Below are 24,603 nucleotides of genomic sequence, written 5' to 3'. Positions count from 1 at the left end.
CTGGAATTGCGCGCATGAAGATCAAGAGCAGGCGAATCGCTGCGCTCTCGCCAAAGCCAAAGCCAAAGCCAAAGCCAAAGCCAAAGCCAAAGCCAAAGCCAAATTTTAATTTTTCTATTTTGTGTTGTTTGTTTTGGCCTCTTCGCGGCGGTTCGGCGCCCCGACAAGCCCGCTCCCACAGGTACCGCGCAGATTTCAGTTCAGCGTTGAGCCAGCACTGGCACTACGCAGATACTGCAAACCCCACGAACCCTGTGGGAGCGGGCTTGCCCGCGAAGAGGCCAGAGCATCCACCACACCTGCCACAGATACCGCGCCTCACTTCCGGCTGGCGGTGAATCCGTGGGAGCGGGCTTGCCCCGCGATGGCGTCCAACTATCCACCACACCTGCCACTATCGCCAGATAACGCCACCCCAGGCGCCGCCACTAACTTCGCGACTTCAGGAGGCCGAGCGTAGGTGTCTGGAGGGGCAGGTGCGATAGCACCCTTCGGCGTAGCCGAAGGCGCGAGATGTAGATTTGCGCAGCAAATCGTAGGCCGCGCGGGCCCGGAAGGCACCAAAGCGAGGGGATCCCGCCACGGGCGGGACTGATGGTGGAGCGCACGGCTTTTGGTTACTTTTGGCCACGACCAAAAGTGACCCGCCGTAAGGGCGGAAAGGTGAATCAGCGTCTCCATCGCAAATGGATCTGCTCACAAACCTACAAACCTACATATCAAGAATCACGCCGCAAATCCGGCGGAATCGGCAAATCCTTCTTCAACGGATCCGGCGCCTTCCCCTTGCCAGCCCGGTACTGCCGAATCTGGAACACATAAGCCAACACCTGCGCCACCGCCAAATACAACCCAGCCGGAATCTCCTGCTCAAGCTCGGTAGAGTAATAGATCGCCCGCGCCAACTCCGGCGACTCCAAAATCTGCACCTTATGCTCAGCAGCAATCTCACGCATCTTCAACGCAATGAAGTCGGTGCCCTTGGCCAGCAGCAGCGGCGCCGCCGAGCCCTTATCGGGGTCATACTTCAGGGCCACCGCATAGTGCGTCGGGTTGGTAATGATCACGTCAGCCTCAGGCACCGCAGCCATCATGCGCCGCTGCGAAACCTCCCGCTGCAACTGACGGATCCGCTGCTTGACCTCAGGCTTGCCTTCACTGTCCTTGTACTCGTCGCGCACTTCCTGCTTGGTCATCTTCAACTTCTTGTGCGTTTGCCACAGCTGGAACGGCACATCCAGCGCGGCAATCAGCAACAGCCCCGCTGCCATCCACATGGCACTCCATCCGACCACCTGGACACTGTGAATAATCGCCTGCTCAAGCGGCTCATTGGCAATCGCCAGCAACGCCTGGCGGTCGTTGGAAAGCACCACCAGCGCCACCACCAAGATCATGAAAAACTTCGCCAATGCCTTGAGCAGCTCGGTCAAGGCATTCAAGGAGAACATGCGCTTGATCCCCGCCAAGGGATTCATGCGACTGAATTTGGGCTGCAGCAAGCTGCCTGAGAACAGGAACCCACCCAGAGCAATCGGTGCAATGAAAGCGACCACGAACAACAGGACCAGGATCGGCTGCACAGCCCAGATGGCCATCTTGCCCGAGTTGAGCAAATAGGCGGCCATGGACCCTTCAGCCATCAACACCTCACGCGGCAAGCTGAAGTTCAGCCGCATCAGCTCCATCAGGGTCTCGCCCAGATAACCCCCAAAGGCCAACAGCGCGCCTGCCCCGCCAAGGGTGACGGCGACGGTGTTCAGCTCCTTGGAGCGGGCCACCTCACCTTTCTCGCGCGCCTGCGTCTTGCGCTTGTCGGTGGGCTCTTCCGTCTTGTCCTGACCACTCTCGCTCTCGGCCATGCTTAGCGCGCCCGTGCCAGTTCACGCAGCCACTGCAGCGCTTCGCTGGCCAATGCCTGGTAGTGGGAAAGAATGTCGGCCAGACCCACCCAGAAGATGGCCATGCCCAACACCAATGTCAGCGGGAAACCGATCGAGAAGATGTTCAACTGCGGCGCTGCACGGGTCATCACGCCGAAGGCAACGTTGATCACCAACAGCGCAGCGATCATGGGAAGCACCAGCAACAATCCGGCCCCCAGCACCCAGCCCAAGCGCCCAGCCAGCTCCCAGAAGTGATTGACCAACAGCCCACTCCCGACCGGCAAGGTCGTGAAGCTCTCAGTCAAGACCTCGAACACCACCAGATGGCCGTTCATCAGCAAAAACAGAATACTGACCAGCATGGTCATGAATTGGCTGACCACCGCGACGTTGACGCCATTGGCCGGATCGACCATCGAGGCAAACGCCATCCCCATTTGCACCGCGATGATCTGCCCCGCCACCACGAACGCCTGAAACAGCATCTGCAATGAGAATCCAAACACCGCCCCGATGATCACCTGCTCGCCACACAGCAAAAAGCCTCGCAGGCTCAGCGGTTCGAACTCGGGCAATGGCGGCAGACCCGGCACGATCACGACAGTGATGGCCAGGGCCGCATACAGGCGAATGCGCGCCGGGAGCATCTTGGTGCCGAAGATCGGCATGGTCATCAGCACCGCGGTGACGCGGAACAGCGGCAACATGAAGGTCGCAACCCAAGTCCCAATCTGCGCGTCGGTCAGCTCCAGCATGGCCGCCTCACCCGATCAGCTGCGGAATGCTGGTGTACAGACCAATGAAGTACTCCATGAACTTCTGGGTAAGCCATGGCCCGGCGACAATCAAGGTCACCAGCATCACCAGCAAGCGCGGCAGGAAGCTCAGGGTCTGTTCGTTGATCTGGGTGGCAGCCTGGAACATCGCCACCACCAGGCCGACCAGCAGGCTTGGCACCACCAGCACGGCCACCATCAGGGTGGTCAGCCAGAGGGCATCGCGGAACAGGTCGACAGCAACTTCAGGTGTCATGCAAGGCTCTCCTTGACGGCGTCAGACGCCGCCGAAACTGCCAGCCAGGGTGCCCATGATCAGCGCCCAGCCATCGACCAGCACGAACAGCATGATCTTGAACGGCAAGGAAATGATCAGCGGCGACAGCATCATCATACCCATCGCCATCAGCACGCTGGCGACCACCATGTCGATGATCAAAAACGGGATGAAGATCATGAAGCCGATCTGGAACGCGGTCTTGAGCTCGGAGGTCACGAACGCCGGCACCAGGATGGTCAGCGGCGCCTGGTCCGGGCTGGCGATATCGGTGCGCTTGGACAAGCGCATGAACATGTCCAGATCGCTTTGCCGGGTCTGCGCGAGCATGAAGTCCTTGAGCGGAACCTGTGCCTTGTCGATGGCCTGCTGGGCAGTCATCTGCTCGTTCAGATAGGGCTGGATCGCCGTCTGGTTCACCCGGTCGAACACCGGCGCCATGATGAAGAAGGTCAGGAACAGCGCCATGCCGGTCAGCAGTTGGTTCGATGGCGTCTGTTGCAGGCCCAGGGCCTGACGCAGGATGGAGAAGACGATGATGATGCGGGTAAAGCTGGTCATCAGGATGACGAACGCTGGAATGAAACTCAGCGCCGTCATGATCATCAGGATCTGCAGGCTGACCGAATATTCCTGCTGCCCATCCGCCCCGCTGGACAGGGTGATAGCCGGGATCGACAGGGGGTCGGCGGCCAGCGCCTGCGGCGCCACCAACCACAGCACGACTGGCAACAAGGTGCTCAACAGGATGCGCAGGGCGCCACTCATTACTTCTTGTCCTTCTGATCCTTGCCCATCAGCTCGAGCAGCCGCTGGGCGAATTCAGGCGTGGCCGGACGGGCACCGGCGGGCACCTCGACCGGTTCGGCCAGCACATGCAGGGCCTCGATGCTGCCCGGGCTATGCCCGATCAGGATCTGCTCCTTGCCCACCTGTACCAACAACAACCGATCACGCGGACCGATGGCGCGCGTACCGACGATTTCGATCACTTGCCCACTACGCGGCGCGGCGCCTTGCATACGGCGCACCAGCCAGGCGAGCAGGAAGATCAGCCCGACCACCAGCAACAGCCCGAAGACCATCTGCGCCAGTTGCCCACCGAGGCTACCTGGGGCTCCAGGGGCAGGCGTGGCAGGGATCGTCGCAGCGATCGCTACCTCACTGGCGAGCAGCGCCGCCAGGGCCGTCGCGGCCCGCATCAGCGCCTTCACTCAGCGCAGCTTCTTGATACGTTCGCTTGGGCTGATCACGTCGGTCAGGCGAATGCCGAACTTCTCGTTGACCACCACGACCTCGCCATGGGCGATCAGCGTGCCGTTGACCAGCACGTCGAGCGGCTCGCCGGCCAGGCGGTCAAGCTCGATCACCGACCCCTGATTGAGCTGCAGCAGGTTGCGGATGTTGATTTCGGTGCTGCCCACTTCCATCGAGATGCTCACCGGAATATCCAGGATCACATCCAGGTTGGGGCCTTCGAGGCTGACATTTTCGTTCGGCTTGGGCGAGCTGGCGAACTCTTCCATTGGCAGTCGGCCGGCACCGGAGTTGCCCGCGTCCGCCGCCAGCAGCGCATCGATGTCGGACTGGCCGGCATCGCCGGTCTCTTCCAGGGCTGCTGCCCACTCATCTGCCAAAGCCTGCTCCTCGGGGGAGCTGATCTCGTTTTCGTTAGCCATAATGTCCTCGACAAGCATTCAATTCGGGGGTTGCGAGCGGCACGCCTTCAGCGGCGCTCGATCGGATCGATGATCTGCAGCGACAGGGTGCCCTTGTGCGACCCCAGCCGCGCCTTGAACGACGGCACGCCGTTGGCACGCAGCACCAGGTGCTCAGGCAGCTCCACGGGAATCACATCGCCAGGCTGCATGTGCAGGATGTCGCGCAGCTTTAGCTGACGCCGCGCCACAGTGGCCGAGAGCGGCACGCTGACGTCCAGCACGTCCTCGCGCAGGGCCTTGACCCAGCGCTCGTCCTGATCGTCCAGGTCGGACTGGAAGCCCGCGTCGAGCATTTCGCGCACCGGCTCGATCATCGAGTACGGCATGGTCACGTGCAGGTCGCCGCCACCGCCATCGAGTTCGATGTGGAAGGTCGACACCACCACCGCCTCGCTTGGGCCAACGATGTTGGCCATGGCCGGGTTGACCTCGGAGTTGATGTACTCGAAGTTGACCGGCATGATCGCCTGCCAGGCCTCCTTGAGGTCGACGAAGCACTGGTCCAGGACCATGCGCACTACCCGCAGCTCAGTCGGGGTGAACTCACGCCCTTCGATCTTGGCGTGACGCCCGTCGCCACCAAAGAAGTTGTCCACCAGCTTGAACACCAGCTTGGCATCGAGGATGAACAGCGAGGTGCCGCGCAGCGGCTTGATCTTGACCAGGTTGAGGCTGGTCGGCACGTACAGCGAGTGCACGTACTCACCGAACTTCATCACCTGCACGCCACCGACCGCGACATCGGCGGAGCGGCGCAGCAGGTTGAACATGCTGATCCGGGTGTAACGGGCAAAGCGCTCGTTGATCATCTCCAGGGTCGGCATGCGCCCACGCACGATCCGGTCCTGGCTGGTCAGGTCATAGCTTTTGACGCTACCGGGCTCGGCTGCGCTTTCAGTCTGTACCAGCCCATCATCGACGCCGTGCAACAGGGCATCGATCTCATCCTGGGACAGCAGGTCCTGTACGGCCATTGCGGACTCCTACTGCAATACGAAATTGGTGAACAGCAGCTGGTCGACGACCGGCTTGCCGACTTCCTTTTGCGCCACTTCCTGAACCACCGCAGTGGCCTTCTGGCGCAGCATTTCCTGGCCGACCGAGCTACTGGCCAAGGTGTCGAAACCTTGACCGGAGAACATCATCACCAGGTTGTTGCGAATGACCGGCATGTGCACTTTGAGCGCGTCCAGGTCAGCCTGGTTACGGCCCTGCATGGTGATGCTCACCTGCATGTAACGCTGGCGGCCGTTCTGATTGAAGTTGACCACGAAGGCTGGGGCCAGGGGCTCGTAGATCGCTGCCGGCTTGATGTTGGCCAGGGCTGGGTCCGCTGCCGGAGCCGACTCGCTCTTGTGCATGATGAACCAGGTGGCGCCCACCGACAGGCCGACGGCCAGTAGCAGGGCTACTACCAGCAGCAGGATCAGCTTGAGTTTGCCTTTCGTGGCGGGGTCTTTCACTGCGTCGCTCTTCGCCATGCCAATAATCCGTCGTCCATCGGGGTTTCAAAGGAGGATGACGTGGCTTGAGCAAGTGTTATGCCAGAATCGCCGGGAGGGGCGATTGCCGGGCCAGGTGAATGATAAACCGCTGTGGTGCATGGCCAGGGCTGCGCCCTGGTCCGCGGGCAAGCACGCTCCCACAGAGTTAGCGTCGTCTCTCTAACGCGTGGCCGGCTCGCCCCCTGCAGGAGCGGGCTTGCCCGCAAACCAGGGCGAAGCCCCGATCAGGCGTAGTAGTCGACCGCACTATCGCCGATCACCACTTGCTGCTCGAGTGGCTGGGCAGCGGCATCTGCCAGCTCGCCTTGCTCGCCGGAGGCCGCTTGTGCACGCCGTGCTGCTACTCCAGATAGCTGCGAGCTATCTTGTTGCGCCTGCTGTTGCTGACCGCGCGACTGATCGGCAACGTTGACATCAGGCTGGGCCAGGCCCTGCTGGGCAAACAGCTCGCGCAGGCGATGCAACTGACTGTCGAGGCTGTCACGCACGCCAGCATGGCCGCTGATGAAGGTGATTTGGGTCGCTTGGTCCGCCGCTACATTGACGCGAATATCCAGACGCCCCAACTCAGCCGGCTCCAGTTGAATCTCGGCAGACTTGAGGTTCTGACTGGAAAGGTACATCACCCGGTTAACCAAGCCCTCGGTCCAGGCGTTCTGATTCATCGACAGCGGCTGATGCAATGGCGCCGGGTTGACCGGCAGCGCATTGGCGGTTTTCGCCGTGGCCGCCTGGGTCAGACTGGCCAGGCGATCGGCAAAGTCGTCGACCCGAGTGTCACTGCTGGCACTCTTGATGTCCTTCAGGCCATCTTCAAGCAAACTGCCAAAGGCTTTATCGCCCGGCTCCGACTGCTCACCCTCGGTTTGCGATTTGCTGATCAGGTTCGCCAAGGTATTGACGGCTGGCTGGCCGTCGTCAGGCTGCGCCTGGGCGCTATCAGCACCATTGGCATGGGCCGAGGTGGTGCCTTTGGCCTGGGCGCTCTGCTCGAGGGCCAAGCGCAGGGTGGGCAAGCCCGCCAGGGGGTCAGCCTCCGGATCGAATGCTTCATTGGCCGCTTCGTCGCCCACAGTTGGCGCCAACGGTGCTGCTGGTTGTTGGGCCACCGCCTGGAGCACCGGCGCCACTGCCTCGGCTTGCGCCTGGATCAATTGGGCACCGGGCTGCGCATCGGTCACCTGACCTGCAACCAGGCTGGCATCCAGTGAACTGGCAGCGTCATCCTGAGCGGCTTCGCCTGCTGCAAGGGCTGCATCGGCCGCTGGCAAATTCTTGCCGTCATCGGCAACCGATGCCTTATCGCCAGCGTCTTTCTTGCCGCTGGCTGCAGCATCCGGTTTGTCTTTGGGCTTGGCCTGGGCAACCTTGTCGTCACGCACAGGGCTGTTATCACGCCCCTGCTTGGCCATGACCTGATCGAACCCTTTACCCTGCTCGGCCACCGCCGACTGGGGCTTGTCGGCCGCGCGCGACTGCTTGGCGATAGCGCTGGCTTGCAACAAAGGATTGGGTGCGACAGGCATTGAAAAGTCTCCGCGCCAGATGGCGTAAAAATCGTCTGGCCAGAAACAGGCAAAAGTCGCGCCAAGTCTTGATCAGCTGCTAGAAACGCGCGCACATTCACCGCGGTAGAAGCACTGAACCTCACGGTACTCCTGGTCGATGCGGTTGATCAGATCTTCGATGCCATACAACGGCGACTGGCGGACTCGCTCTTCAAGCTGCTGGCACAGGGCCGCCAAGCCAACAGCGCCCATGTTGCTACTGCTGCCCTTGAAGCTATGGGCAGCCATGCCGAGCTCAGCCGCATTCTTGGCACCGTGCAGTTGACTCAGGCGTCGTTCTGAATCCTCCAAAAAGGTCTCCAGCAGCTGTTGATAGCCGCTCTCCATGACGTCTTGCAGGTCGCTCAGGACCTGGTGATCGATATGCATGTCCACCACTTGCTCACTCCTTGATCAAGTCCAGTATGACGTATTGGCCGGCTGCCGGGGCCAGCACTCACCAACAGATTTGTATCCGCGCGCAGCGCCCGCCTTCCAGCCATTGCGCGTGCTGGCTCAAGCGCCGCACCAGATTCACTCCACGACCACTGAAGCCTTGCTCATGCGCAGGTCGAGCTAAAACCTGTTCGACATCAAAGCCTGCGCCACTGTCTCGCACCTCAATGGTCAGACGCCCGCCTTGGCCGTGCGGTTCAACCCTTAAATCAAAGCGCACATCGCCATCGACCTGCTGCGCCAGGCGCTCTGCGCGCTGCCGATAGTATTCGGCAAAGCCGCTGGCATCGCGCTTGAGGCCCGAATCCAAGCCCAGCACGCCATGCTCCAAGGCGTTGGAATACAGCTCACTGAGCACACTGTGCAACACCCCGCTGCTTGGCCGCAGCCCATGGACCTCTTGCAGCAACTGCAACAGGTAGGGCACGGGGTTGAAGCGCTTCAAGCTATCGCCCCGCAGCGTGAGCCCCAGCGACCAGTCCAGCGGGCTGGATCGACCACTGTCAGAGTAGAGCATTGCCGCAGGCGCCTCGAATCCCGGTTCAACCATGCGGATGTCGCACAGACTGATATCGTCGCGAGCACGCCCGCCAAAACGCTTCAGCGCCTGCAACACATCATCGAACAAACGCTCTGGGTCAAGGTTCTCGGCCATCACCGCCTGCAAGCGCTCGACACCGAACAAGCGCTCTTGCTCATCACTGGTATCAAGCACCCCGTCCGATAGCAACAGCAGCCGTTCGCCCACGCCCAGCGGCATTACCTCGGTGCTGTCATCGAATCGCTCTGGCGCCAGGATACCCAGCGGCAAATGCTTGGAGGCCAGGGTCGCCAGCAGCTCGCCACTGGCCGACAACCGATAGCCGTCGGGCATGCCGCCATTCCACACTTCCACGCAGGCTCGCTGGAAGCTCAGGTTCAGCAACAGCGCACAGCAGAACATGTCCACCGGCAGGATACGCTTGAGCTTGGCGTTCATCTCGCGCAGGGTTTCGGCCAGGCCATAGCCCTTGGCAGTCATGCCGTAGAACACTTCTGCCAGGGGCATGGCGCCGACCGCCGCAGGCAGGCCATGACCGGTGAAGTCACCCAGCAGCACATGCATGTCACCGCTAGGAGTAAAGGCTGCCAACAACAGATCGCCATTGAACAGCGCATACGGCGACTGCAAGTAACGAATATTCGGTGAGCGCAGGCAACCGCTGTGGGCCACCTTGTCGAACACAGCCTTGGCCACCCGCTGTTCATTGAGCAGGTGATGGTGGTGACGGGTTATCTGGTCGCGCTGCTCCAGCACCGTTGCTTGCAACCTGCGCAAACGGTTCATGGCGTGGATCTTGGCGCCGAGAATTACCGCACTGTAGGGCTTGGCCACGAAGTCGTCGCCGCCCGCTTCAAGGCAACGCACCAGGTCGTCGTCTTCGCTGAGCGAGGTGAGAAAGATGATCGGCACCAGCGCCTGACCGGCCAGCGCCTTGATCTGGCGGGCGGCCTCGAAACCGTCCATCACCGGCATCAGCGCATCGAGCAGAACCAGCTGCGGGCGCTTTTCGGCGAACAGGGCAACGGCTTGCTCGCCGTTTTCGGCGGTGAACACTTCGTGACCTTGGCGACGAACGATTTGCGCAAGCAATAGCCGATCTGCCGCTCCGTCTTCGGCGATCAATACGCGCAGCGCTTGGTCGGCTGGCATTGGGGCTGTCAGCTGATGTCGAAGAGCTTGTCGAAATTGGAAATGGCCAGGATCTTGCGCACGTCGGAGCTGGTGTTGATCACGCTGATGCATGAGTCATCACCGCCTTCGTGATCGCGCAACAACAGCAGCATGCCGAGGGCGGAACTGTCCAGGTAGGTGGCCTCCTTGAGGTCGACTACGACAGTATCGGGGCGTTCAGGTTGGCGCTCATAGGCGCTTCGAAACTCCTGGTGCCTGCCGAAATCGAAGCGGCCCTTGACCTTGATCGTCAGCTTTTTCTCGTCCCGTGAAAAATCAGTTTCGACTGCCATGCTAGCGATTCCTTCGATGATGGCGAATGCGACTTCAGAAGGTTTAGCAGGCCAGCGGCCATGCCGCAAGCGGACAGCGCCGCAGGCAATCTGCGGCGCCCTTTTCGCGGGCAAGCCCGCTCCCACAGGGCTCAGCGTAGGCCGCGCATTAACGCGCCCGCCCGCAGACAAAATGGCACTGACACCACAAGACTACTGCTTAGACGCAAACCCCTGGGGGAGCGGGCTTGCCACAGGGTTCAGCGCAGGCCTCGCATTAACGCGCCCGCCCGCAGACAAAATGGCACTGACACCACAAGACAACTGCTTAGACGCAAAACCCTGTGGGAGCGGGCTTGCCCGCGAAAAGGGCGCCGCGCACTACATGTAGCTCTGCCGAGGCAAGCGCTGGGACAACTCATCCAGCAGCTTCTGCTCGCGCTTGTCCTCAGCCCGGCGCGCCTCATCCAGGTAACGCTGGACCAGCTTGCGCAACCCCTCGACCCGCGCATAAGCCTGCTGCCAGGCATTGCGCGCGTTGTTCAGGTTGGTCTGGTGCCAGGTCAGGCTCTGGCGCTGCTGGGTCATGGCCGTTTCAAGTTGCGCAAGGAAGCGCTGGTAGTTGAGCAACCAGCTGCCGTTGACCCCCTGCCCGCCGCGATTGATCCACTGCGCCTGGTAATCTTCGCGAAAGCGCTCAAGCTCAGCCAACTTGGCCTGCGCCTGAGCCACCTGCTGCTGAAAATGGCCAAGCCGTTGCACGGCCTTGCGCTCGGCCTCCTCGGCCATTTCCACCACCGGCGCCAGGCGCGCGGCTCGACTGGGCATGGCCATGGCCTATCAACCGCCCGCCGGCGCAGCGAATACCGCACCCAGCTGTTCGCGGCTCTGCGCCATGCTGACGTTTTCGTCCAGGCCTTGGCGCAGGAAGCCGACCAGCTTGGCCTGCAGCGCGATGGCCAGGTCCGTCTCCGGATCGCCACCCGCCACGTAGGCACCCACGCTGATCAGGTCGCGGCTTTGTGACAGGCGCGACCACAATTGCTTGAATTTCTGCGCCTGGCGCAAGTGATCGGCATCGACCACCTGGGGCATGACCCGGCTGATCGACGCTTCGATATCGATCGCCGGATAATGCCCTTCTTCAGCCAGGCGCCGCGACAACACGAAGTGACCATCGAGCACACCCCGCGCCGAGTCGGCGATCGGATCCTGCTGGTCGTCACCTTCCGAGAGCACGGTGTAGAAGGCGGTGATCGAGCCGCCCCCAGCCTCGCCATTACCGGCGCGCTCCACCAACTTGGGCAGCTTGGCGAACACTGACGGCGGATAGCCACGGGTCGCTGGCGGCTCGCCGATGGCCAGGGCAATTTCCCGCTGAGCTTGGGCGAAACGGGTGAGCGAATCCATCAACAGCAGGACATTCTTGCCTTTGTCGCGGAAGTATTCGGCGATCCGCGTGCAGTACATGGCCGCGCGCAAGCGCATCAGCGGCGCATCGTCGGCAGGCGAAGCCACCACCACCGAACGCTTGAGGCCCTCTTCGCCAAGGATGTGCTCGATGAACTCCTTGACCTCACGACCCCGCTCGCCGATCAACCCGACCACGATGATTTCGGCTTCGGTGAAGCGGGTCATCATGCCCAGCAGCACCGACTTACCCACACCGGTACCGGCAAACAGGCCCAGGCGCTGGCCGCGACCGACCGTCAACAAACCGTTGATGCTGCGAATACCGACATCCAGCGGCTGGCTGATCGGGTCGCGGTTGAGCGGGTTGATCACCGGGCCGTCCATCGGCACCCAGTCTTCGGCCTTCATCCCGCCCTTGCCGTCCAGCGCACGGCCAGCGCCGTCGAGCACCCGCCCGAGCATGCTCATGCCCATCGGCAGGCGGCCGCTGTCATCCAGTGGCACCACGCGCGCGCCCGGGGCGATGCCGGCGATGCTGCCGACGGGCATGAGGAACACCTTACTGCCGGAAAAGCCCATCACCTCGGCCTCGACCTGGACCGGGTGATAACTGTCGTCATTGATCACCATGCAGCGGCTACCGACGGCGCCGCGCAAGCCTTCGGCCTCCAGGGTCAGGCCGACCATGCGCAGCAGACGCCCCTCCACCACGGGCTGCTCAGGCAACTTGATCGCCTCGGCGTATCCGCCCAAGCGCTTGCCGAAACTGGTGCGATCAAGGCGCATCAGTAGCTCCAGAAGGGGCATTCAGTTCGATGGACAGATCTGCCGCCGCCGGATGCAGGGCCTGGTCATGCAACTGGTCGAACAGTTGCGCCACGGCCTTCTCCATACGGGTTTCCACAGTGGCATCGATGCGGCTGTGGGCCGTCTCGATGCGGCAACCACCTGGCAGCAGCGCCTCGTCTTCAAGCAACTTCCAACTCTCCTCATGCCGTTCGCGCAGGGCCTTGGCCAGCTCGAAGTCTTGCGGATTGAGATGGATGCGAATGTTGTCGGCGCCCATGGGCAGCAGCTTGAGTGCCTCGCGCAACACGTGGGTGATATGGCTGGAGTCGTTGCGCAATTCGCGACCGATCACCTGACGGGTCACATGGGCGACCAGATGCACCAGGGATTTCTCGATCTGGGTATCCTGCTCGGCGATGGGCTCGAGCAAATGCCCCATCAGCTGTTCCAGGCTTTGCAGCTTGGCGGCCAGGGCCACTTCAGCCTCCTGGCGCACCTTCAACTGAGTGCTGTGAAAGCCCTCGCGCTCGCCAGTGGCGAAGCCTTCGTTGTAGGCCTCCTGGCGGATCGCTTCGAGCTCTTCGAGGGTCAGCGGCTGGACTTCCTCCAGCGGCACTTCCTCGACTTCTTCCTCGATCACTTCTGGCTCAGGTTCCGGCTCCGGCTCAGGTGCCGGGTCGAAGCTAGGCAGCGCCCACACATCGACGCCCTCGAGGTCGCGGGCACGGATCAGGTCGCTGGGGTGTTCAGTAGTAGACATGCTTGATGTTCCCGAAACCAATTTCAACCAGAGCAGCGTGGGTGCGGGCTTGCCCCGCGATAGCGATAGCAGTGACAACCTTGCTGCCTGTTCTGATGCTATCGCGGGGCAAGCCCGCGCCTACGCCACCACCCGGTGAATTCGTTAGATCATCTCTTCGGCGCCCTTGCCGCCAAGCACGATCTCGCCGGCATCGGCCATGCGCCGGGCGATGGTGAGGATTTCTTTCTGCGCCGTTTCCACGTCGCTGACCCGCACCGGACCCTTGGCTTCCAGATCGTCGCGCAGCAGCTCCGAGGCACGCTTGGACATGTTCTTGAAGATCTTGTCCTTGACCCGCTCGTCGGCGCCCTTGAGCGACACCACCAGCACGTCCGAGGACACTTCGCGCAGCAGCGCCTGGATGCCGCGGTCGTCGACGTCGGCCAAGTTGTTGAAGACGAACATCAAGTCTTCGATCTGCTCCGACAGGTCGTTGTCGATCTCGCGGATCGAATCCATCAGCTGACCTTCGACCGAGCTGTCGAGGAAGTTCATGATGTCGGCAGCGCGCTTGATACCACCCAAGGTGGTGCGCGCGGCGTTGGAGTTGCCGGAGAACTGCTTCTCGAGAATCTGGTTCAGCTCCTTGAGCGCCGCCGGCTGCACGGTGTTGAGCGAGGACACGCGCAAGATGATGTCCAGACGCACCTTGTGGTCGAAGTTGCCCAGCACCTCACCGGCCTGGTCAGGGTCAAGGTAGGCCACCACAATCGCCTGGATCTGCGGGTGCTCGTAGCGGATGACGTCGGCCACGGCGCGCGGCTCCATCCACTTCAGGCTGTCCAGGCCGCTGGTGTTACCACCCAGCAGGATGCGGTCGATCAGGCCGTTGGCCTTGTCCTCACCCAGCGCCTGGTTGAGCATCTTGCGGATGTAGCCGTCGGAGCCCACGCCCAGGCTGGTCTGGTCGCCGACGATCTCGACGAACTCGCTCATCACCTGCTGAACCTGCTCGCGATGGACGTTGCCCATCTGCGCCATGGCCACACCGACTCGCTGCACTTCCTTGGGGCCCATGTGCCGCAGCACCTGGGCGGCATCGGTCTCGCCCAGCGAGAGCAGGAGGATCGCCGCTTTGTCGGTGCGGCTCAGCTTGGCGGTAACGGCTCGGTTATCACTCATCGGCGTTGATCCACTCTTTCACGACCTGGGCCACGCGACCCGGGTCTTCGGCCACCAGGCCTTTGATTGCGTTCAGCTGTGCCTCGTAACCCTCGCTTGGGCTCGGCAACAGAATGCTTTGCGGGCCACCGAGGCTGACGCGGTCGTTGGCCAGTTCGCCATCCAGACCGATCATCCCGCCCAGTTCCATGTCGCTGTCGCTGGCAGCCTGCTTGCCGCCACCGGTGATGTTGTTGAGCACAGGACGCAGCACACCGAACACCAGCACCAGTATGAACACCACGCCGAGCACTTGCTTGACGATGTCCCAGAACCACGGCTGCGAGTAGAACGGAATGTCAGCGATTTCCGTGCCACGGTCGGCGGCGAACGGCACGTTGATCACCGTCACGCTGTCGCCACGGCTGGCGTCGAAGCCAACGGCGTCCTGTACCAGGCGGGTGAAGCGCGCCAGATCTTCGGCACCCCACGGCGCACGAGTCATTTCGCCCGTGGCGGCATCGAGCTTGGCCTGGTCATCGACTACCACGGCCACCGACAGGCGGCTCAGACGCCCTTGCTGCTGACGGGTGTGGCTGATCGAGCGATCCAACTCGAAGTTCTTGGTCGACTGCTTGCGCTTGTCGGCCGGGTACGGTGCGAGCATCGGCTGGCCGGTGACCGGATCCATGATCTGCGCGCCGTTGGCATCGAGCAGCGGCTGGCCAGGTTGGACTGCCCCGGCAGGCGGCGCGGCGGCAGTCGCGTTTTCCGGCGCGGCGGCACCGGCTGGCGGCTGGTTGCTCAAGGCGCCAGGCACGCCTTGCGGGCCTTGGCTGCTGGTGCGCTGCTCATCGACCGACTGCTCGCTGCGCAGCGCCGGCTGATCAGGGTTGAACTGCTCGGAGGTGGACTCGGTGGCACTGAAGTCGACGTCTGCCGAAACTTCGGCCTTGTAGCGGTCGTTGCCCAGCACCGGCTGCAGGATGTTGTGCACGCGCTGGGTGAGCATGCCTTCCATGCGGCGGCTGTAGTCGAACTGTTTGCCAGCCATGGTCAGGGCAGTGTCTTGCAACTGATCGGAGAGCAGGTTGCCCTTCTGGTCGACCACGGTGACCTGCGACTTGTCCAGCTCCGGCACACTGGTAGCGACCAGGTTGACGATCGCCATCACTTGGCCCGATTCCAGGGCACGGCCCGGATACAACTCGACCAGCACCGAGGCGCTCGGCTTGCGCTCGTCACGCACGAACACCGAGCTCTTCGGAATCGCCAGGTGCACGCGGGCGGCCTTGACGTTGTTCAGGCTGGAGACGGTGCGGGCCAGTTCGCCTTCGAGGCTGCGACGGTAGCGGGTCGCCTCCATGAACTGGCTGGTGCCCAGGCCCTGCTCTTTGTCGAGCAGCTCGAAGCCAACATTGCCGTCGCTCGGCGCCACGCCAGCGGCAGCCAGTTTCAGGCGCGCACGGGAGAGGTCGTCGGCCTTGACCAGCAATGCGCCGGAGTTGGGTTCCACGTTGTAAGGAATGTCAGCCGCGCCGAGCACTTCCATGACTTGCTTGGTATCCATGCCCGCCAGGCTGCCGTACAGCGGCCGGTAGTCCGGCTGTTGCGACCAGAGCACCACGGCAAAGCCGATTGCCACGCTGGCCGACAGACCGACCAGCAGGCCAACCTGACGCAGCATGGGCATCTGCGAGATGTTTTCCAGGAACGCCATGCCAAACAGCGGCGGCTTTGCCGCTGGCGGGCCACTTTTGGCGGGGGCGTTATCGACGACTGCTTCGGCCATGACTCAATCTGTCCTCAAACCGGCATCTGCATGATGTCCTGGTACGACTGAACAACTTTGTTGCGTACCTGGGTCAGCGCCTGGAAGGACACGGTGGCTTTTTGCGAAGCGATCATCACGTCGGTCAGGTCGACGCCGCTCTTGCCGATTTCGAAGGCATTGGCGATCTGCGACGAGGCCTGCTGGGTATTGTGCACGGCACCAATGGCACTGCCGAGCAGATCGGCGAAGCTGCTCTGCCCCGGCGCCAGCTCAGGCGCGGCAGCGACCTTGGGCAGCGACATGGCATCGGCCTGCATGGCACGCATGTCCAACATCAGACGATTGAATTCAACACCTTGGCTCATGAACTTCTCTCTCCGGCGGCCGCATTTTTTTGACACTCATGCAGCGGATAGGCTGGAGCTAGCAACAAGAGTGCCAGCCCAATCCACAATCGCGTTAAAAATCCTCGATCAGCCGAACAGGCTGGCTTCTACATCCAGCCCGGCATCACGCATCTGCGCCAGCTTGTAGCGCAACGTGCGCGGGCTGATGCCCAGGCGATCGGCAGCCTCTTTGCGTCGACCACGTTCGGCGCGCAAGGTGTCGATGATCATCTGGTATTCATGACGGCGCATGTCGTCGCCCAGGCCACTGGCTTGGCCTGCGGCTTCAGGGGATGCCGGCTCGCCACTGACCGCGACGGGTGCCGACAAGGCAATGGCGCCACTCAGACAGAAATCCGCCGCCTCGATCACGCCACCCTGCTGCAGGATCAACGCTCGCTGCAGCGCGTTGTCCAGCTCGCGCACATTGCCCGGCCACAGGTGCCCCTGCAGGCAGGCACGGGCATCAGCAGACAGGCGCACCGGGGCGTGCTTCATCTTCGCCACGTGACGCGCCAGCAGACGCTCGGCCAACGGTAAGATATCGGCACTGCGCTGGCGCAGCGGACTCCAGGCCAAGGGGAACACCGACAAACGGTAGTAGAGGTCTTCACGGAAGCGCCCTGCCGCCACTTCGCCCACCAGATCGCGGTTGGTCGTGGCCAGCACGCGAATATCCAGGGCGATCGGCTTGCGCCCACCCACCCGCTCCACTTCTCTCTCCTGCAGCACGCGCAGCAGCTTGGCCTGCAAGCCCAGCGGCATTTCCGAGATCTCGTCGAGCAACAGAGTGCCACCGTCGGCCTGTTCGAACTTGCCCGGCTGGGCGGCGATGGCGCCGGTAAATGCGCCCTTCTCATGACCGAACAAAGTGGCTTCGAGCATGTTGTCGGGGATCGCCGCGCAGTTGATCGCGACAAACGCCTGGGTCGCGCGCGACGATTGCTGATGAATGTAGCGCGCCAAGACTTCCTTGCCCGTGCCCGACTCACCAGAAATCAGTACGGTCGAATCGCTGCGCGCAACCCGCGCGGCCAGCTCCAGCAGCTGGCGACTGGCAGGCTCGCAGGCTACCGGCCCTTCTTCGTCGACGCCGCCTACCCGCCCACCGGCATGGCGCTCGACCAGGCTGAGCAGCGCCTTGGGCTCGAAAGGCTTGACCAGATAATCGGCAGCGCCCTGGCGCATGGCTTCGACCGCACGCTCGACAGCAGCGTGAGCGGTCATCAACAGCACCGGCAACTGCGGATGATGACAGCGCAACTGGGCCAGCAACTGGTGGCCATCCATGCCCGGCATGTTGACGTCACTGACCACCAGGCTGAACGCTTCGCCTGCCACGGCTTCGAGCGCCTCTTCAGCAGAACCTGCGGCGTGATAGGCAAACCCACCCAGCTCCAGGGTGTCGGCCAGGGCTTGACGCAAGACCCGATCATCTTCGACCAGCAGCACCTTGATGCCCATCACACGCCCCCCGCAGGCAGCTCGCCGATCAGCGGCAGAACAACCTGCACACAGGTGCCACGACCCACTTTCGAGTGCACCTTCAGCGTCCCTTGATGGGCCCGCACCACCGCCTGCACTACCGCCAGGCCCAGACCAGTTCCAGTGGCCTTGGTAGTCAAAAATGGCTCGCCCAGCCGCGCTAACAGCTGCGCATCAATGCCAGTGCCTGCATCACTCACGCACAGGTGCAATGACTGCCCACGGCGGAACAGGTGAACCTTGACCCGCGCCGGGCCCTGGCAGGCCTGCAACGCGTTCTCGATCAGATTGAGCAAGGCCCCCACCAAGGTGTCGCGATTGCACAGCAACTCTCCCAGGTGAATATCGCACTGCCAGCGCACCGCATGGCCCTGCACATGTGACTGCGCCGCTTGCTGCAGCGCCTGGAACAAGGCCTTTGGGCTGATCCGATCAGACACCGGCAGCTCGCCGCGAGCGAATACCAGCATGTCGCGAACCTGATGTTCCAGCTCATGCAGGCGCTCTTTCAAGTTGCCGGCAAAGCGCTGGCGCGTGTCGCGCGGGAGCTCTTGCTCGGCATCGGCCAGGTGACTGGCATAGAGCATGGCCGCCGACAACGGCGTACGGATCTGATGGGCCAGTGACGCGACCATCCGCCCCAGCGACGACAGCCGCTCATGGCGGGCCAACTGATCTTGCAGGCGGCGGGTTTCAGTCAAATCATTGAGCAGCACCAACTGGCCCGGCTCGGCATCCAGCGAACGGGTGGCGATCGACAAGCGCCGACCATCACGCAGCGACACCTCATGCCCATCGTCCTTGCGCGGGGCAAAGCTGCGGGCGATGACCTGCCGCCACAGCTGACCAATCAGCGGCTCACCGAGCAGCTCGCACGCGGCCGGATTGGCTTCGCGCACAAAGCCCTGGGCATCGATCACGATCACCCCGCCGGGCAGCAGGTCGAGCAGGTTTTGCAAACGATTGGCCAGGCGCTCCTTCTCGTCCAGCTCAGCCATGCGCTGGGCACTGACTACCGCCAGCTCGCCCTTGAGCTCACTGACTCGCGCCTCGAGCATGCCGTACGACTCGCTGAGCTGGCTGGAGACCTGGCTGAACAGCGCGAAGGCCTGTTCAAGGCCCAGTCGACTTTCCTGCTCGACCGGGGTACGCCCCTGCGGATCGGGGGCTCGGGAAATCGTGGCGACTTGGGGCATCGTGCTCTCTCGCGTGACTGACCGTCAAAAACGGTGTGTTGCCTGCGATATAGCAATAGCCGTGCCGGAGATTCGAGAGTGCATTGCGAAGAAAACCACAAGTGGGCGTGGAGCCCCTTGAATACGGGGCCTTGCGCCCCTGCAAATGGTGTGGACATTCGCTTCGGCGGGCCGTCCCTTGCCCGGACCGAAGCAAGCAGGCGTCAATCCTCCGCCTGCTCCTCGCCATCACGACGGCTCATACCGTACTTGCGCATCTTCTCGACCAGCGTGGTGCGACGAATACGCAGGCGCTCGGCGGCCCGAGCAACGATGCCATTGGCATCGTCCAGCGCCTGCTGGATCAAACCTTGCTCAAGGCTACCGAGGTAGTCCTTCAGGTCGAGGCCTTCCGGCGGCAGCATGGCGTGGGTGGAGAAGTCTGGCGCGTGGCCATTGATCGCCACCCGCTCTTCAAGGTCGCTGCGCAGGCTGTCGACCAACTGCTCGTCTTCGTCATCGACGTAGCGGAACTTCTTCGGCAGCTCCGACACCCCGATCACCCCATAGGGGTGCATGATCGCCATGCGCTCGACCAGGTTGGCCAGCTCACGCACGTTGCCCGGCCAGCCATGCCGGCACAGCGACATGATCGATGCCGAGTTGAAGCGGATCGAGCCGCGCTTTTCGTGCTCCATGCGCGAGATCAGCTCGTTCATCAGCAGCGGGATATCCTCGACGCGCTCGCGCAGCGGGGCCATCTCGATGGGGAAGACGTTCAAGCGGTAGTACAGGTCTTCGCGGAAGGTGCCGTCCTCGATCATGGTCTCGAGGTTCTTGTGCGTCGCGGCAATGATGCGCACATCGATGCTTTGGGTCTTGTTGCTGCCCACCCGCTCGAAGGTACGCTCCTGTAGCACGCGCAGCAGCTTGACCTGCATCGGCAGCGGCATGTCGCCGATCTCGTCGAGGAACAGGGTGCCGCCGTTGGCCAGCTCGAAACGCCCGGCACGGCTGGTGATCGCCCCGGTGAAGGCGCCCTTCTCGTGACCGAACAGCTCGCTTTCGAGCAACTCGGCCGGGATCGCCCCACAGTTGACCGGCACGAACGGCGCTTCGCGGCGCTTGGAGTGATAGTGCAGGTTGCGCGCCACCACTTCCTTGCCGGTGCCCGACTCACCCAGGATCAGCACGCTGGCGTCGGTATCGGCGACCTGCTGCATCATCTGGCGCACATGCTGGATGGCGCGGCTGGTCCCGACCAGGCTGCGGAACAGGTTCGGCTCGCGCTGACGACCACGCTCACGGGCCTGGTCGTACATCTCGCGATAGACCTGGGCACGGTGCAGCGAGTCGAGCAGCTGGCTGTAGCTGGGCGGCATTTCCAGGTTGGACAAGACGCGGCGGCGCAGATCTTCCGGGAACTCCGCAGAAGAAATTTCACCCAGAAGCAGAACCGGAAGGAACTCATCCCAGGCAGCCACTGTCTTAAGGAGCCCCAGCACACTGGCTGGCGCATTTACGGTTCCGATGAGTACGCAGAGCACTTCACGACTGGAAGTCAACGACTCCACCGCTTGCTGCCAATCCTGGCTGGAGCACGGGAGGTTTTCTTCGCCGAGGAAGTTCAACACCACCGCCAGATCGCGGCGGCGGGCGCTGTCGTCATCGATCAGGAGAATCTTGGTTTCACGCCACATGCAATAGCAACTTCCCTAGTCATATCGGCGCCCGAGGGCGTGCTCGACATCATTCCGACTGAATGGTCAGTGTTCGGACGTCTGAAATTCGAAAACAGCCACTAGTAAAGTCAAAAAACAGCACATAGTCAAATTTATGGCGCGCAGCTTTTTGCATCTTTCAGTGTCAGCTGAACAGATGGTATACCTTAGCCGCGTTTTTCGCCTGACGGATTTGCGTCATCTCGTCGACTATTGATTGACGCTCACCACTTGCAACCTCGATTAGGTGCCGGTAAGTCTCCAGCAATTGCTCAAGACTTGCCCGCACCGCGCCTTCGTTTTGCGATGCCTCTGCCAGCACGTCCTCGACGCACAAGCGGCATTCGAGGTCGAGCTCGCCCACCGCATCCCAATCGCGTCCGGCCAGGGCGGCCAACAACGCCTCACGGGTCTGTTCGATGCGCTCGATAACCTCGCTCATGACACTCTCCTTGAATCAGCCTTCAGGCTGCTGGTCGGCGATTGCATCCCAACCTTCCTTGACCGTGATCAGCAGGCGCGCGACTTCGTCGATGATCGCCGGATCACTGTTGACGTTGGCCTCGACCAGACGGCGGCTCATGTAGGTGTAGAGGTTGTCCAGGTCGGTCAAGCTGTCGGCGTGGTTTTCCAGGTCCAGGCCTTCGCGCAGACCGCCGATGATGTCGATGGCCTTGCCGATCAGAATACCCTTCTGGGCCACGTCCTTGCGCGCAATGGCGCCCTTTGCCTGAGCCAAGCGGTCCAGGCCACCCTGCATGAGCATCTGTACCAGACGGTGCGGGCTGGCCTCGGAGGTCTGCGCCACGCCATTGACTTTCTGGTATTGCCGAAGGGCCAACATCGGGTTCATGGATCTACCTCGTTGCAGCGAAAAAGGTTGCGTATACCCTGTGTATCGCCGTCACGTCAAAAAACTTTAGCGCCAAAGCGAAAAGCCCGGTGCGTCGATATGACGCTACCGGGCTTTGTGCCGCTGCCGCGAATCAGGATTTCTTGGCTTGCGCGTTGATCGCTTCGAAGATCGAGGTGATCTGGTCGGCCTGGGCTTTCATCTTGCCCAGGGCGGTGTCCAGCGCTACGTATTTCTTGGTCAGCGACTCGGTCAGCGACTCGGTGCGACGGTCGAGGGCAGCCTGTTGTTCCGTGAGGTTCTTGGCGACTTGGTCAAGGTTGTTCTTACGCGTGGCCAGGCTGCCGTCGGTGGCGTTGTACGGATCAATAGCCTTGTTCATGCGCTCAAAGATACCGTTGGTGCCGGTGAACAGCTCCTGCACTTCGGCGCCGAGCTTCTTGTCGTTCATCGCCGCGGTGAATTTAGTGCTATTGAACTCCAGAGTGCCATCTTTCTGGGTATTGATACCTAACTGACTCAGGGTCGTCAGGCGATCCCCAGAGCCGACCTCTGCCAGAACACCGCGGATATCCTTGAGCAGCGAACGCGTAGTCGGATCGTTGGTCAGGGACGCCAGGACCATGTTGCCATCAGCATCAGTGGTGGTCTTGGTCAGCGTTGTGATTGCGTTTTGCAGGGTATTGTAGGCATCCACAAAGCCCTGGATGGACGTCTTCAGGCCATCGTTGTTAGCTGCGACAGTCACCGTGGTTGGCGAGCCGACCACGCTTTTGCCAGTCAGCTCCAAGGTCAGGCCGCTGATCGCATCCTTGACTGTGTTCGAGGCACTGGTAACTTCCAGACCATCGACCTTCAGCACGGCATCCTTGGCAACATCATCGATATAGCCCGCGCCTTCGGTGGCCATCGACTTGGTGCCGTCAATATTCAACGCAGTAATGCCACTTACCGAAATATCGCTGCCTTTACCGGTGGTAGACGAACCCAGGACCAGGCGCGCACCATCTTTACCCGTCACGATGTTGGCAGAAATGCCGCTGGCGCTCAGTTCGCTGTTGATTTGATCACGCACCGATTGCAGCGTTGCACCATCACCGACACTGACGGTGTAGTTTTTACCGCCCTGGCTGATGAGCAGGTCGCCTTTAGGGATAGAGGTACTCGCCCCCCCCACAAAGGCCTGGCTCGCCACCTTGGAACCGGTGGCCAGATTCGCCACCTCGATGCTATAGCTGCCTGCCACCGCCGTATTACCAGCAGTGGCTTTGACGATACTGTCGCTCGCCGAGGTTGCCGCATAGGCATTGAACGACGGGGCGTCCTTTTCGTTGAGCTTGCCCATGGCAGTGGTAAATGCAGTAAGGGCACTGCGCAGCGCACCAACCCCGGATATATACGCAGTATTGTTGCTGGTCTGGCGAGTGATCTGCGCCTGCTTGGCGGCAGTATCAGCCTGGACCAGGGCAGTCACGATCTCGGTAATGTTGAGACCAGACCCAACGCCTGTACTGGGAAGAATCGGGCTTGCCATGCTATGTTCCCTCTCGTAAATACGCCAGTGCCACTCCCGTGGACCTGGCCTTCACTGCATCATGATGTTCGCCACCAATCAAACCTTAGCGTCGAACAGAATACTATTGACATCGCTCAGGCTATTGGCAATTCGCAGTGCCTCTTCTGAGGGCAGCTGGCGAATCAACTCACCGGTTTCGCTGGCGATGACTTTGACCACGATCTTGCCGGATTCTTCATCCGTGGAGAATTCCAGGTTGCGTCGAGTCGAACTGAGAAACTTTTCAATCTCGGTAACTGCGTTGCGCACCTTTTCGGCATCATCGACTACCGAAGCTGGGTGCGAACCCTTGCCACCACTGGTGTCCACCGACCGGTTAACCGCCTTTTCGGAGGCCGATTTTTCGGCGACCGATTTTTCGGCGACCTGCTCGACCGGACGTGCGGCCGGGTAGGATAGATTCAGCTTTACGCTCATGTCCATGTCCACCACCTCGCAATGAAAAGGCGGGGAAGCGCCTCAAAGTGCACTCCCCCGCCAGCTATCATCAGCTATTAGCCGAGCAGCTTCAGAACAGCGGATGGCAGCTGGTTGGCCTGAGCCAGAACCGAAGTCGAAGCTTGCTGCAGGGTCTGCTGCTTGGTCAGCTGGGCAGTTTCAGCAGCGAAGTCGGTGTCCTGTACACGGCCACGAGCAGCTTCGGCGTTTTCGTTGATGTTTTGCAGGTTGTTGATGGTGCTGGTCAGACGGTTCTGCGAAGCACCCAGGTCAGCACGCGAGCTGTTGATTGCATTCAGAGCGTCGTCGATGGCGCTGATGGCGGCGCTGAAGTTGTTCTGCGCGGTGGTGCTGTCAGCACCAGCGATGGTCTTACCAGCCAGGCCGGTCAGAGCAGCGTTGGCACCGGTGGTTTTCATCGCGCCGCTCAGGCTGATGGTGATCTGGTTGGCAGTACCGTTGTTGGAGCCGACCTGGAAGGTCATGACGCCAGCGGTGCCGTCCAGCAGGTTTTTGCCGTTGAGCTGGGTGCTGTCGGCGATACGGTCGATTTCCAGCAGCATGGACTGGAATTCTTTGTTCAGAGCGTCACGGTCGGTCGAGCTGTTCGAGTCGTTTCGCGACTGAACGGCCAGCTCACGCATACGCTGCAGAATGTTGGTCTGCTCTTGCATCGCGCCTTCAGCGGTCTGGGCGATGGAGACACCGTCGTTGGCGTTTTTGATAGCCATGGTCTGACCACGGATCTGCGAGGTCATGCGGGTAGCGATCTGCAGGCCAGCAGCGTCGTCTTTGGCGCTGTTGATTTTCAGGCCGGAGGACAGACGGGTCATCGAGGTGCTCAGTGCATCGGAAGCACGGTTCAGGTTTTTCTGAACGCCCAGAGAGGTGGTGTTGGTGTTAACAGTCAAAGCCATGACGAATTCCTCGTTGGAT

At 61.6% G+C, this 24,603-nt stretch carries 26 protein-coding genes; all 26 read right to left on the bottom strand.

All coding sequences use genetic code 11. The features are described 5' to 3' along the window. Positions 1–719: 719 nt before the first annotated feature. The 26 genes from flhB to HU737_RS04105 all read right to left on the bottom strand — a co-directional run bounded on the left by flhB (position 720) and on the right by HU737_RS04105 (position 24,584). Positions 720–1,862, bottom strand: coding sequence for a flagellar biosynthesis protein FlhB (gene flhB, locus HU737_RS04230; RefSeq protein ID WP_186555988.1), 1,143 nt, complete (start codon positions 1,860–1,862; stop codon positions 720–722). Positions 1,863–1,864: 2 nt separating this feature from the next. Next, entirely contained in the window at positions 1,865–2,641 is a 777-nt protein-coding gene (fliR, locus tag HU737_RS04225; RefSeq protein WP_186555987.1) for a flagellar biosynthetic protein FliR, read from the bottom strand. Positions 2,642–2,648: 7 nt separating this feature from the next. After that, positions 2,649–2,918, bottom strand: a complete 270-nt coding sequence (gene fliQ / locus HU737_RS04220) for a flagellar biosynthesis protein FliQ (RefSeq protein WP_186555986.1) — start codon at positions 2,916–2,918, stop codon at positions 2,649–2,651. 21 nt (positions 2,919–2,939) lie between these two features. After that, on the bottom strand, positions 2,940–3,707 hold the full coding sequence (gene fliP, locus HU737_RS04215) for a flagellar type III secretion system pore protein FliP (protein WP_186555985.1): 768 nt from the start codon (positions 3,705–3,707) through the stop codon (positions 2,940–2,942). Next, a complete protein-coding gene (fliO, locus tag HU737_RS04210) occupies positions 3,707–4,141 on the bottom strand; it encodes a flagellar biosynthetic protein FliO (protein ID WP_186555984.1) in 435 nt (144 codons plus the stop codon). The genes fliP and fliO overlap by 1 nt, the downstream gene beginning before the upstream one ends. A gap of 12 nt (positions 4,142–4,153) precedes the next feature. Then, positions 4,154–4,618 carry a flagellar motor switch protein FliN gene (fliN, locus tag HU737_RS04205; RefSeq protein ID WP_186555983.1) on the bottom strand — a complete coding sequence of 155 codons (465 nt, stop codon included), beginning with the start codon at positions 4,616–4,618 and terminating at the stop codon, positions 4,154–4,156. A 47-nt stretch (positions 4,619–4,665) separates the two neighbouring features. Further along, positions 4,666–5,634 carry a flagellar motor switch protein FliM gene (fliM, locus tag HU737_RS04200; RefSeq protein ID WP_186555982.1) on the bottom strand — a complete coding sequence of 323 codons (969 nt, stop codon included), beginning with the start codon at positions 5,632–5,634 and terminating at the stop codon, positions 4,666–4,668. 9 nt (positions 5,635–5,643) lie between these two features. Continuing rightward, positions 5,644–6,141: a flagellar basal body-associated protein FliL gene (gene fliL / locus HU737_RS04195; protein ID WP_186555981.1), complete on the bottom strand. Its 498-nt coding sequence runs from the start codon at positions 6,139–6,141 to the stop codon at positions 5,644–5,646. A gap of 248 nt (positions 6,142–6,389) precedes the next feature. Then, positions 6,390–7,691, bottom strand: a complete 1,302-nt coding sequence (locus tag HU737_RS04190; RefSeq protein ID WP_186555980.1) for a flagellar hook-length control protein FliK — start codon at positions 7,689–7,691, stop codon at positions 6,390–6,392. Between the two features lie 72 nt (positions 7,692–7,763). Further along, positions 7,764–8,111: an Hpt domain-containing protein gene (locus HU737_RS04185; protein WP_186555979.1), complete on the bottom strand. Its 348-nt coding sequence runs from the start codon at positions 8,109–8,111 to the stop codon at positions 7,764–7,766. Between the two features lie 58 nt (positions 8,112–8,169). Next, entirely contained in the window at positions 8,170–9,861 is a 1,692-nt protein-coding gene (locus HU737_RS04180; protein WP_186555978.1) for an ATP-binding SpoIIE family protein phosphatase, read from the bottom strand. A gap of 8 nt (positions 9,862–9,869) precedes the next feature. Next, positions 9,870–10,175, bottom strand: coding sequence for an STAS domain-containing protein (locus HU737_RS04175; RefSeq protein WP_186555977.1), 306 nt, complete (start codon positions 10,173–10,175; stop codon positions 9,870–9,872). 360 nt (positions 10,176–10,535) lie between these two features. Then, the gene (gene fliJ, locus HU737_RS04170) at positions 10,536–10,988 is read right to left on the bottom strand and encodes a flagellar export protein FliJ (RefSeq protein ID WP_186555976.1); all 453 of its coding nucleotides are present in this window, start codon (positions 10,986–10,988) and stop codon (positions 10,536–10,538) included. A gap of 6 nt (positions 10,989–10,994) precedes the next feature. Next, a complete protein-coding gene (gene fliI / locus HU737_RS04165) occupies positions 10,995–12,353 on the bottom strand; it encodes a flagellar protein export ATPase FliI (RefSeq protein ID WP_186555975.1) in 1,359 nt (452 codons plus the stop codon). Then, positions 12,343–13,116, bottom strand: coding sequence for a flagellar assembly protein FliH (gene fliH / locus HU737_RS04160; RefSeq protein WP_186555974.1), 774 nt, complete (start codon positions 13,114–13,116; stop codon positions 12,343–12,345). The genes fliI and fliH overlap by 11 nt, the downstream gene beginning before the upstream one ends. Positions 13,117–13,260: 144 nt before the next feature. After that, the gene (gene fliG / locus HU737_RS04155; RefSeq protein ID WP_186555973.1) at positions 13,261–14,280 is read right to left on the bottom strand and encodes a flagellar motor switch protein FliG; all 1,020 of its coding nucleotides are present in this window, start codon (positions 14,278–14,280) and stop codon (positions 13,261–13,263) included. Further along, a complete protein-coding gene (gene fliF, locus HU737_RS04150) occupies positions 14,273–16,051 on the bottom strand; it encodes a flagellar basal-body MS-ring/collar protein FliF (protein ID WP_186555972.1) in 1,779 nt (592 codons plus the stop codon). The genes fliG and fliF overlap by 8 nt, the downstream gene beginning before the upstream one ends. Positions 16,052–16,065: 14 nt before the next feature. Further along, a complete protein-coding gene (fliE, locus tag HU737_RS04145) occupies positions 16,066–16,398 on the bottom strand; it encodes a flagellar hook-basal body complex protein FliE (protein WP_186555971.1) in 333 nt (110 codons plus the stop codon). A gap of 108 nt (positions 16,399–16,506) precedes the next feature. Beyond that, the gene (locus tag HU737_RS04140) at positions 16,507–17,883 is read right to left on the bottom strand and encodes a sigma-54-dependent transcriptional regulator (protein ID WP_186555970.1); all 1,377 of its coding nucleotides are present in this window, start codon (positions 17,881–17,883) and stop codon (positions 16,507–16,509) included. Next, positions 17,883–19,100 carry a sensor histidine kinase gene (locus HU737_RS04135; protein ID WP_186555969.1) on the bottom strand — a complete coding sequence of 406 codons (1,218 nt, stop codon included), beginning with the start codon at positions 19,098–19,100 and terminating at the stop codon, positions 17,883–17,885. The genes HU737_RS04140 and HU737_RS04135 overlap by 1 nt, the downstream gene beginning before the upstream one ends. Before the next feature lie 203 nt (positions 19,101–19,303). After that, the gene (gene fleQ / locus HU737_RS04130; protein WP_186555968.1) at positions 19,304–20,779 is read right to left on the bottom strand and encodes a transcriptional regulator FleQ; all 1,476 of its coding nucleotides are present in this window, start codon (positions 20,777–20,779) and stop codon (positions 19,304–19,306) included. A 166-nt stretch (positions 20,780–20,945) separates the two neighbouring features. Beyond that, positions 20,946–21,242: a flagellar protein FliT gene (locus tag HU737_RS04125; protein ID WP_186555967.1), complete on the bottom strand. Its 297-nt coding sequence runs from the start codon at positions 21,240–21,242 to the stop codon at positions 20,946–20,948. A 15-nt stretch (positions 21,243–21,257) separates the two neighbouring features. Continuing rightward, positions 21,258–21,653 (bottom strand): flagellar export chaperone FliS, encoded by a 396-nt coding sequence (fliS, locus tag HU737_RS04120; protein WP_186555966.1) that lies wholly within the window; start codon positions 21,651–21,653, stop codon positions 21,258–21,260. A 133-nt stretch (positions 21,654–21,786) separates the two neighbouring features. Further along, positions 21,787–23,187 carry a flagellar filament capping protein FliD gene (gene fliD / locus HU737_RS04115; RefSeq protein WP_186555965.1) on the bottom strand — a complete coding sequence of 467 codons (1,401 nt, stop codon included), beginning with the start codon at positions 23,185–23,187 and terminating at the stop codon, positions 21,787–21,789. A gap of 78 nt (positions 23,188–23,265) precedes the next feature. Further along, positions 23,266–23,652, bottom strand: a complete 387-nt coding sequence (locus tag HU737_RS04110; RefSeq protein ID WP_186555964.1) for a flagellar protein FlaG — start codon at positions 23,650–23,652, stop codon at positions 23,266–23,268. Positions 23,653–23,723: 71 nt separating this feature from the next. Further along, positions 23,724–24,584 (bottom strand): flagellin domain-containing protein, encoded by an 861-nt coding sequence (locus HU737_RS04105; protein ID WP_186555963.1) that lies wholly within the window; start codon positions 24,582–24,584, stop codon positions 23,724–23,726. Positions 24,585–24,603 lie beyond the last annotated feature (19 nt).

The organism is Pseudomonas urmiensis, assembly GCF_014268815.2.
GTDB classification, from domain to species: Bacteria; Pseudomonadota; Gammaproteobacteria; order Pseudomonadales; family Pseudomonadaceae; genus Aquipseudomonas; species Aquipseudomonas urmiensis.
This window is presented reverse-complemented; position numbering and strand designations above follow the sequence as displayed.

Bases quoted from the DNA above. Each gene is read 5' to 3' on its own strand.
- flhB (WP_186555988.1), bottom strand. From the start codon at position 1,862: ATGGCCGAGAGCGAGAGTGGTCAGGACAAGACGGAAGAGCCCACCGAC.
- fliR (WP_186555987.1), bottom strand. From the start codon at position 2,641: ATGCTGGAGCTGACCGACGCGCAGATTGGGACTTGGGTTGCGACCTTC.
- fliQ (WP_186555986.1), bottom strand. From the start codon at position 2,918: ATGACACCTGAAGTTGCTGTCGACCTGTTCCGCGATGCCCTCTGGCTG.
- fliP (WP_186555985.1), bottom strand. From the start codon at position 3,707: ATGAGTGGCGCCCTGCGCATCCTGTTGAGCACCTTGTTGCCAGTCGTG.
- fliO (WP_186555984.1), bottom strand. From the start codon at position 4,141: ATGCGGGCCGCGACGGCCCTGGCGGCGCTGCTCGCCAGTGAGGTAGCG.
- fliN (WP_186555983.1), bottom strand. From the start codon at position 4,618: ATGGCTAACGAAAACGAGATCAGCTCCCCCGAGGAGCAGGCTTTGGCA.
- fliM (WP_186555982.1), bottom strand. From the start codon at position 5,634: ATGGCCGTACAGGACCTGCTGTCCCAGGATGAGATCGATGCCCTGTTG.
- fliL (WP_186555981.1), bottom strand. From the start codon at position 6,141: ATGGCGAAGAGCGACGCAGTGAAAGACCCCGCCACGAAAGGCAAACTC.
- HU737_RS04190 (WP_186555980.1), bottom strand. From the start codon at position 7,691: ATGCCTGTCGCACCCAATCCTTTGTTGCAAGCCAGCGCTATCGCCAAG.
- HU737_RS04180 (WP_186555978.1), bottom strand. From the start codon at position 9,861: ATGCCAGCCGACCAAGCGCTGCGCGTATTGATCGCCGAAGACGGAGCG.
- HU737_RS04175 (WP_186555977.1), bottom strand. From the start codon at position 10,175: ATGGCAGTCGAAACTGATTTTTCACGGGACGAGAAAAAGCTGACGATC.
- fliJ (WP_186555976.1), bottom strand. From the start codon at position 10,988: ATGGCCATGCCCAGTCGAGCCGCGCGCCTGGCGCCGGTGGTGGAAATG.
- fliI (WP_186555975.1), bottom strand. From the start codon at position 12,353: ATGCGCCTTGATCGCACCAGTTTCGGCAAGCGCTTGGGCGGATACGCC.
- fliH (WP_186555974.1), bottom strand. From the start codon at position 13,116: ATGTCTACTACTGAACACCCCAGCGACCTGATCCGTGCCCGCGACCTC.
- fliG (WP_186555973.1), bottom strand. From the start codon at position 14,280: ATGAGTGATAACCGAGCCGTTACCGCCAAGCTGAGCCGCACCGACAAA.
- fliF (WP_186555972.1), bottom strand. From the start codon at position 16,051: ATGGCCGAAGCAGTCGTCGATAACGCCCCCGCCAAAAGTGGCCCGCCA.
- fliE (WP_186555971.1), bottom strand. From the start codon at position 16,398: ATGAGCCAAGGTGTTGAATTCAATCGTCTGATGTTGGACATGCGTGCC.
- HU737_RS04140 (WP_186555970.1), bottom strand. From the start codon at position 17,883: ATGGGCATCAAGGTGCTGCTGGTCGAAGATGATCGGGTCTTGCGTCAA.
- HU737_RS04135 (WP_186555969.1), bottom strand. From the start codon at position 19,100: ATGCCCCAAGTCGCCACGATTTCCCGAGCCCCCGATCCGCAGGGGCGT.
- fleQ (WP_186555968.1), bottom strand. From the start codon at position 20,779: ATGTGGCGTGAAACCAAGATTCTCCTGATCGATGACGACAGCGCCCGC.
- HU737_RS04125 (WP_186555967.1), bottom strand. From the start codon at position 21,242: ATGAGCGAGGTTATCGAGCGCATCGAACAGACCCGTGAGGCGTTGTTG.
- fliS (WP_186555966.1), bottom strand. From the start codon at position 21,653: ATGAACCCGATGTTGGCCCTTCGGCAATACCAGAAAGTCAATGGCGTG.
- fliD (WP_186555965.1), bottom strand. From the start codon at position 23,187: ATGGCAAGCCCGATTCTTCCCAGTACAGGCGTTGGGTCTGGTCTCAAC.
- HU737_RS04110 (WP_186555964.1), bottom strand. From the start codon at position 23,652: ATGGACATGAGCGTAAAGCTGAATCTATCCTACCCGGCCGCACGTCCG.
- HU737_RS04105 (WP_186555963.1), bottom strand. From the start codon at position 24,584: ATGGCTTTGACTGTTAACACCAACACCACCTCTCTGGGCGTTCAGAAA.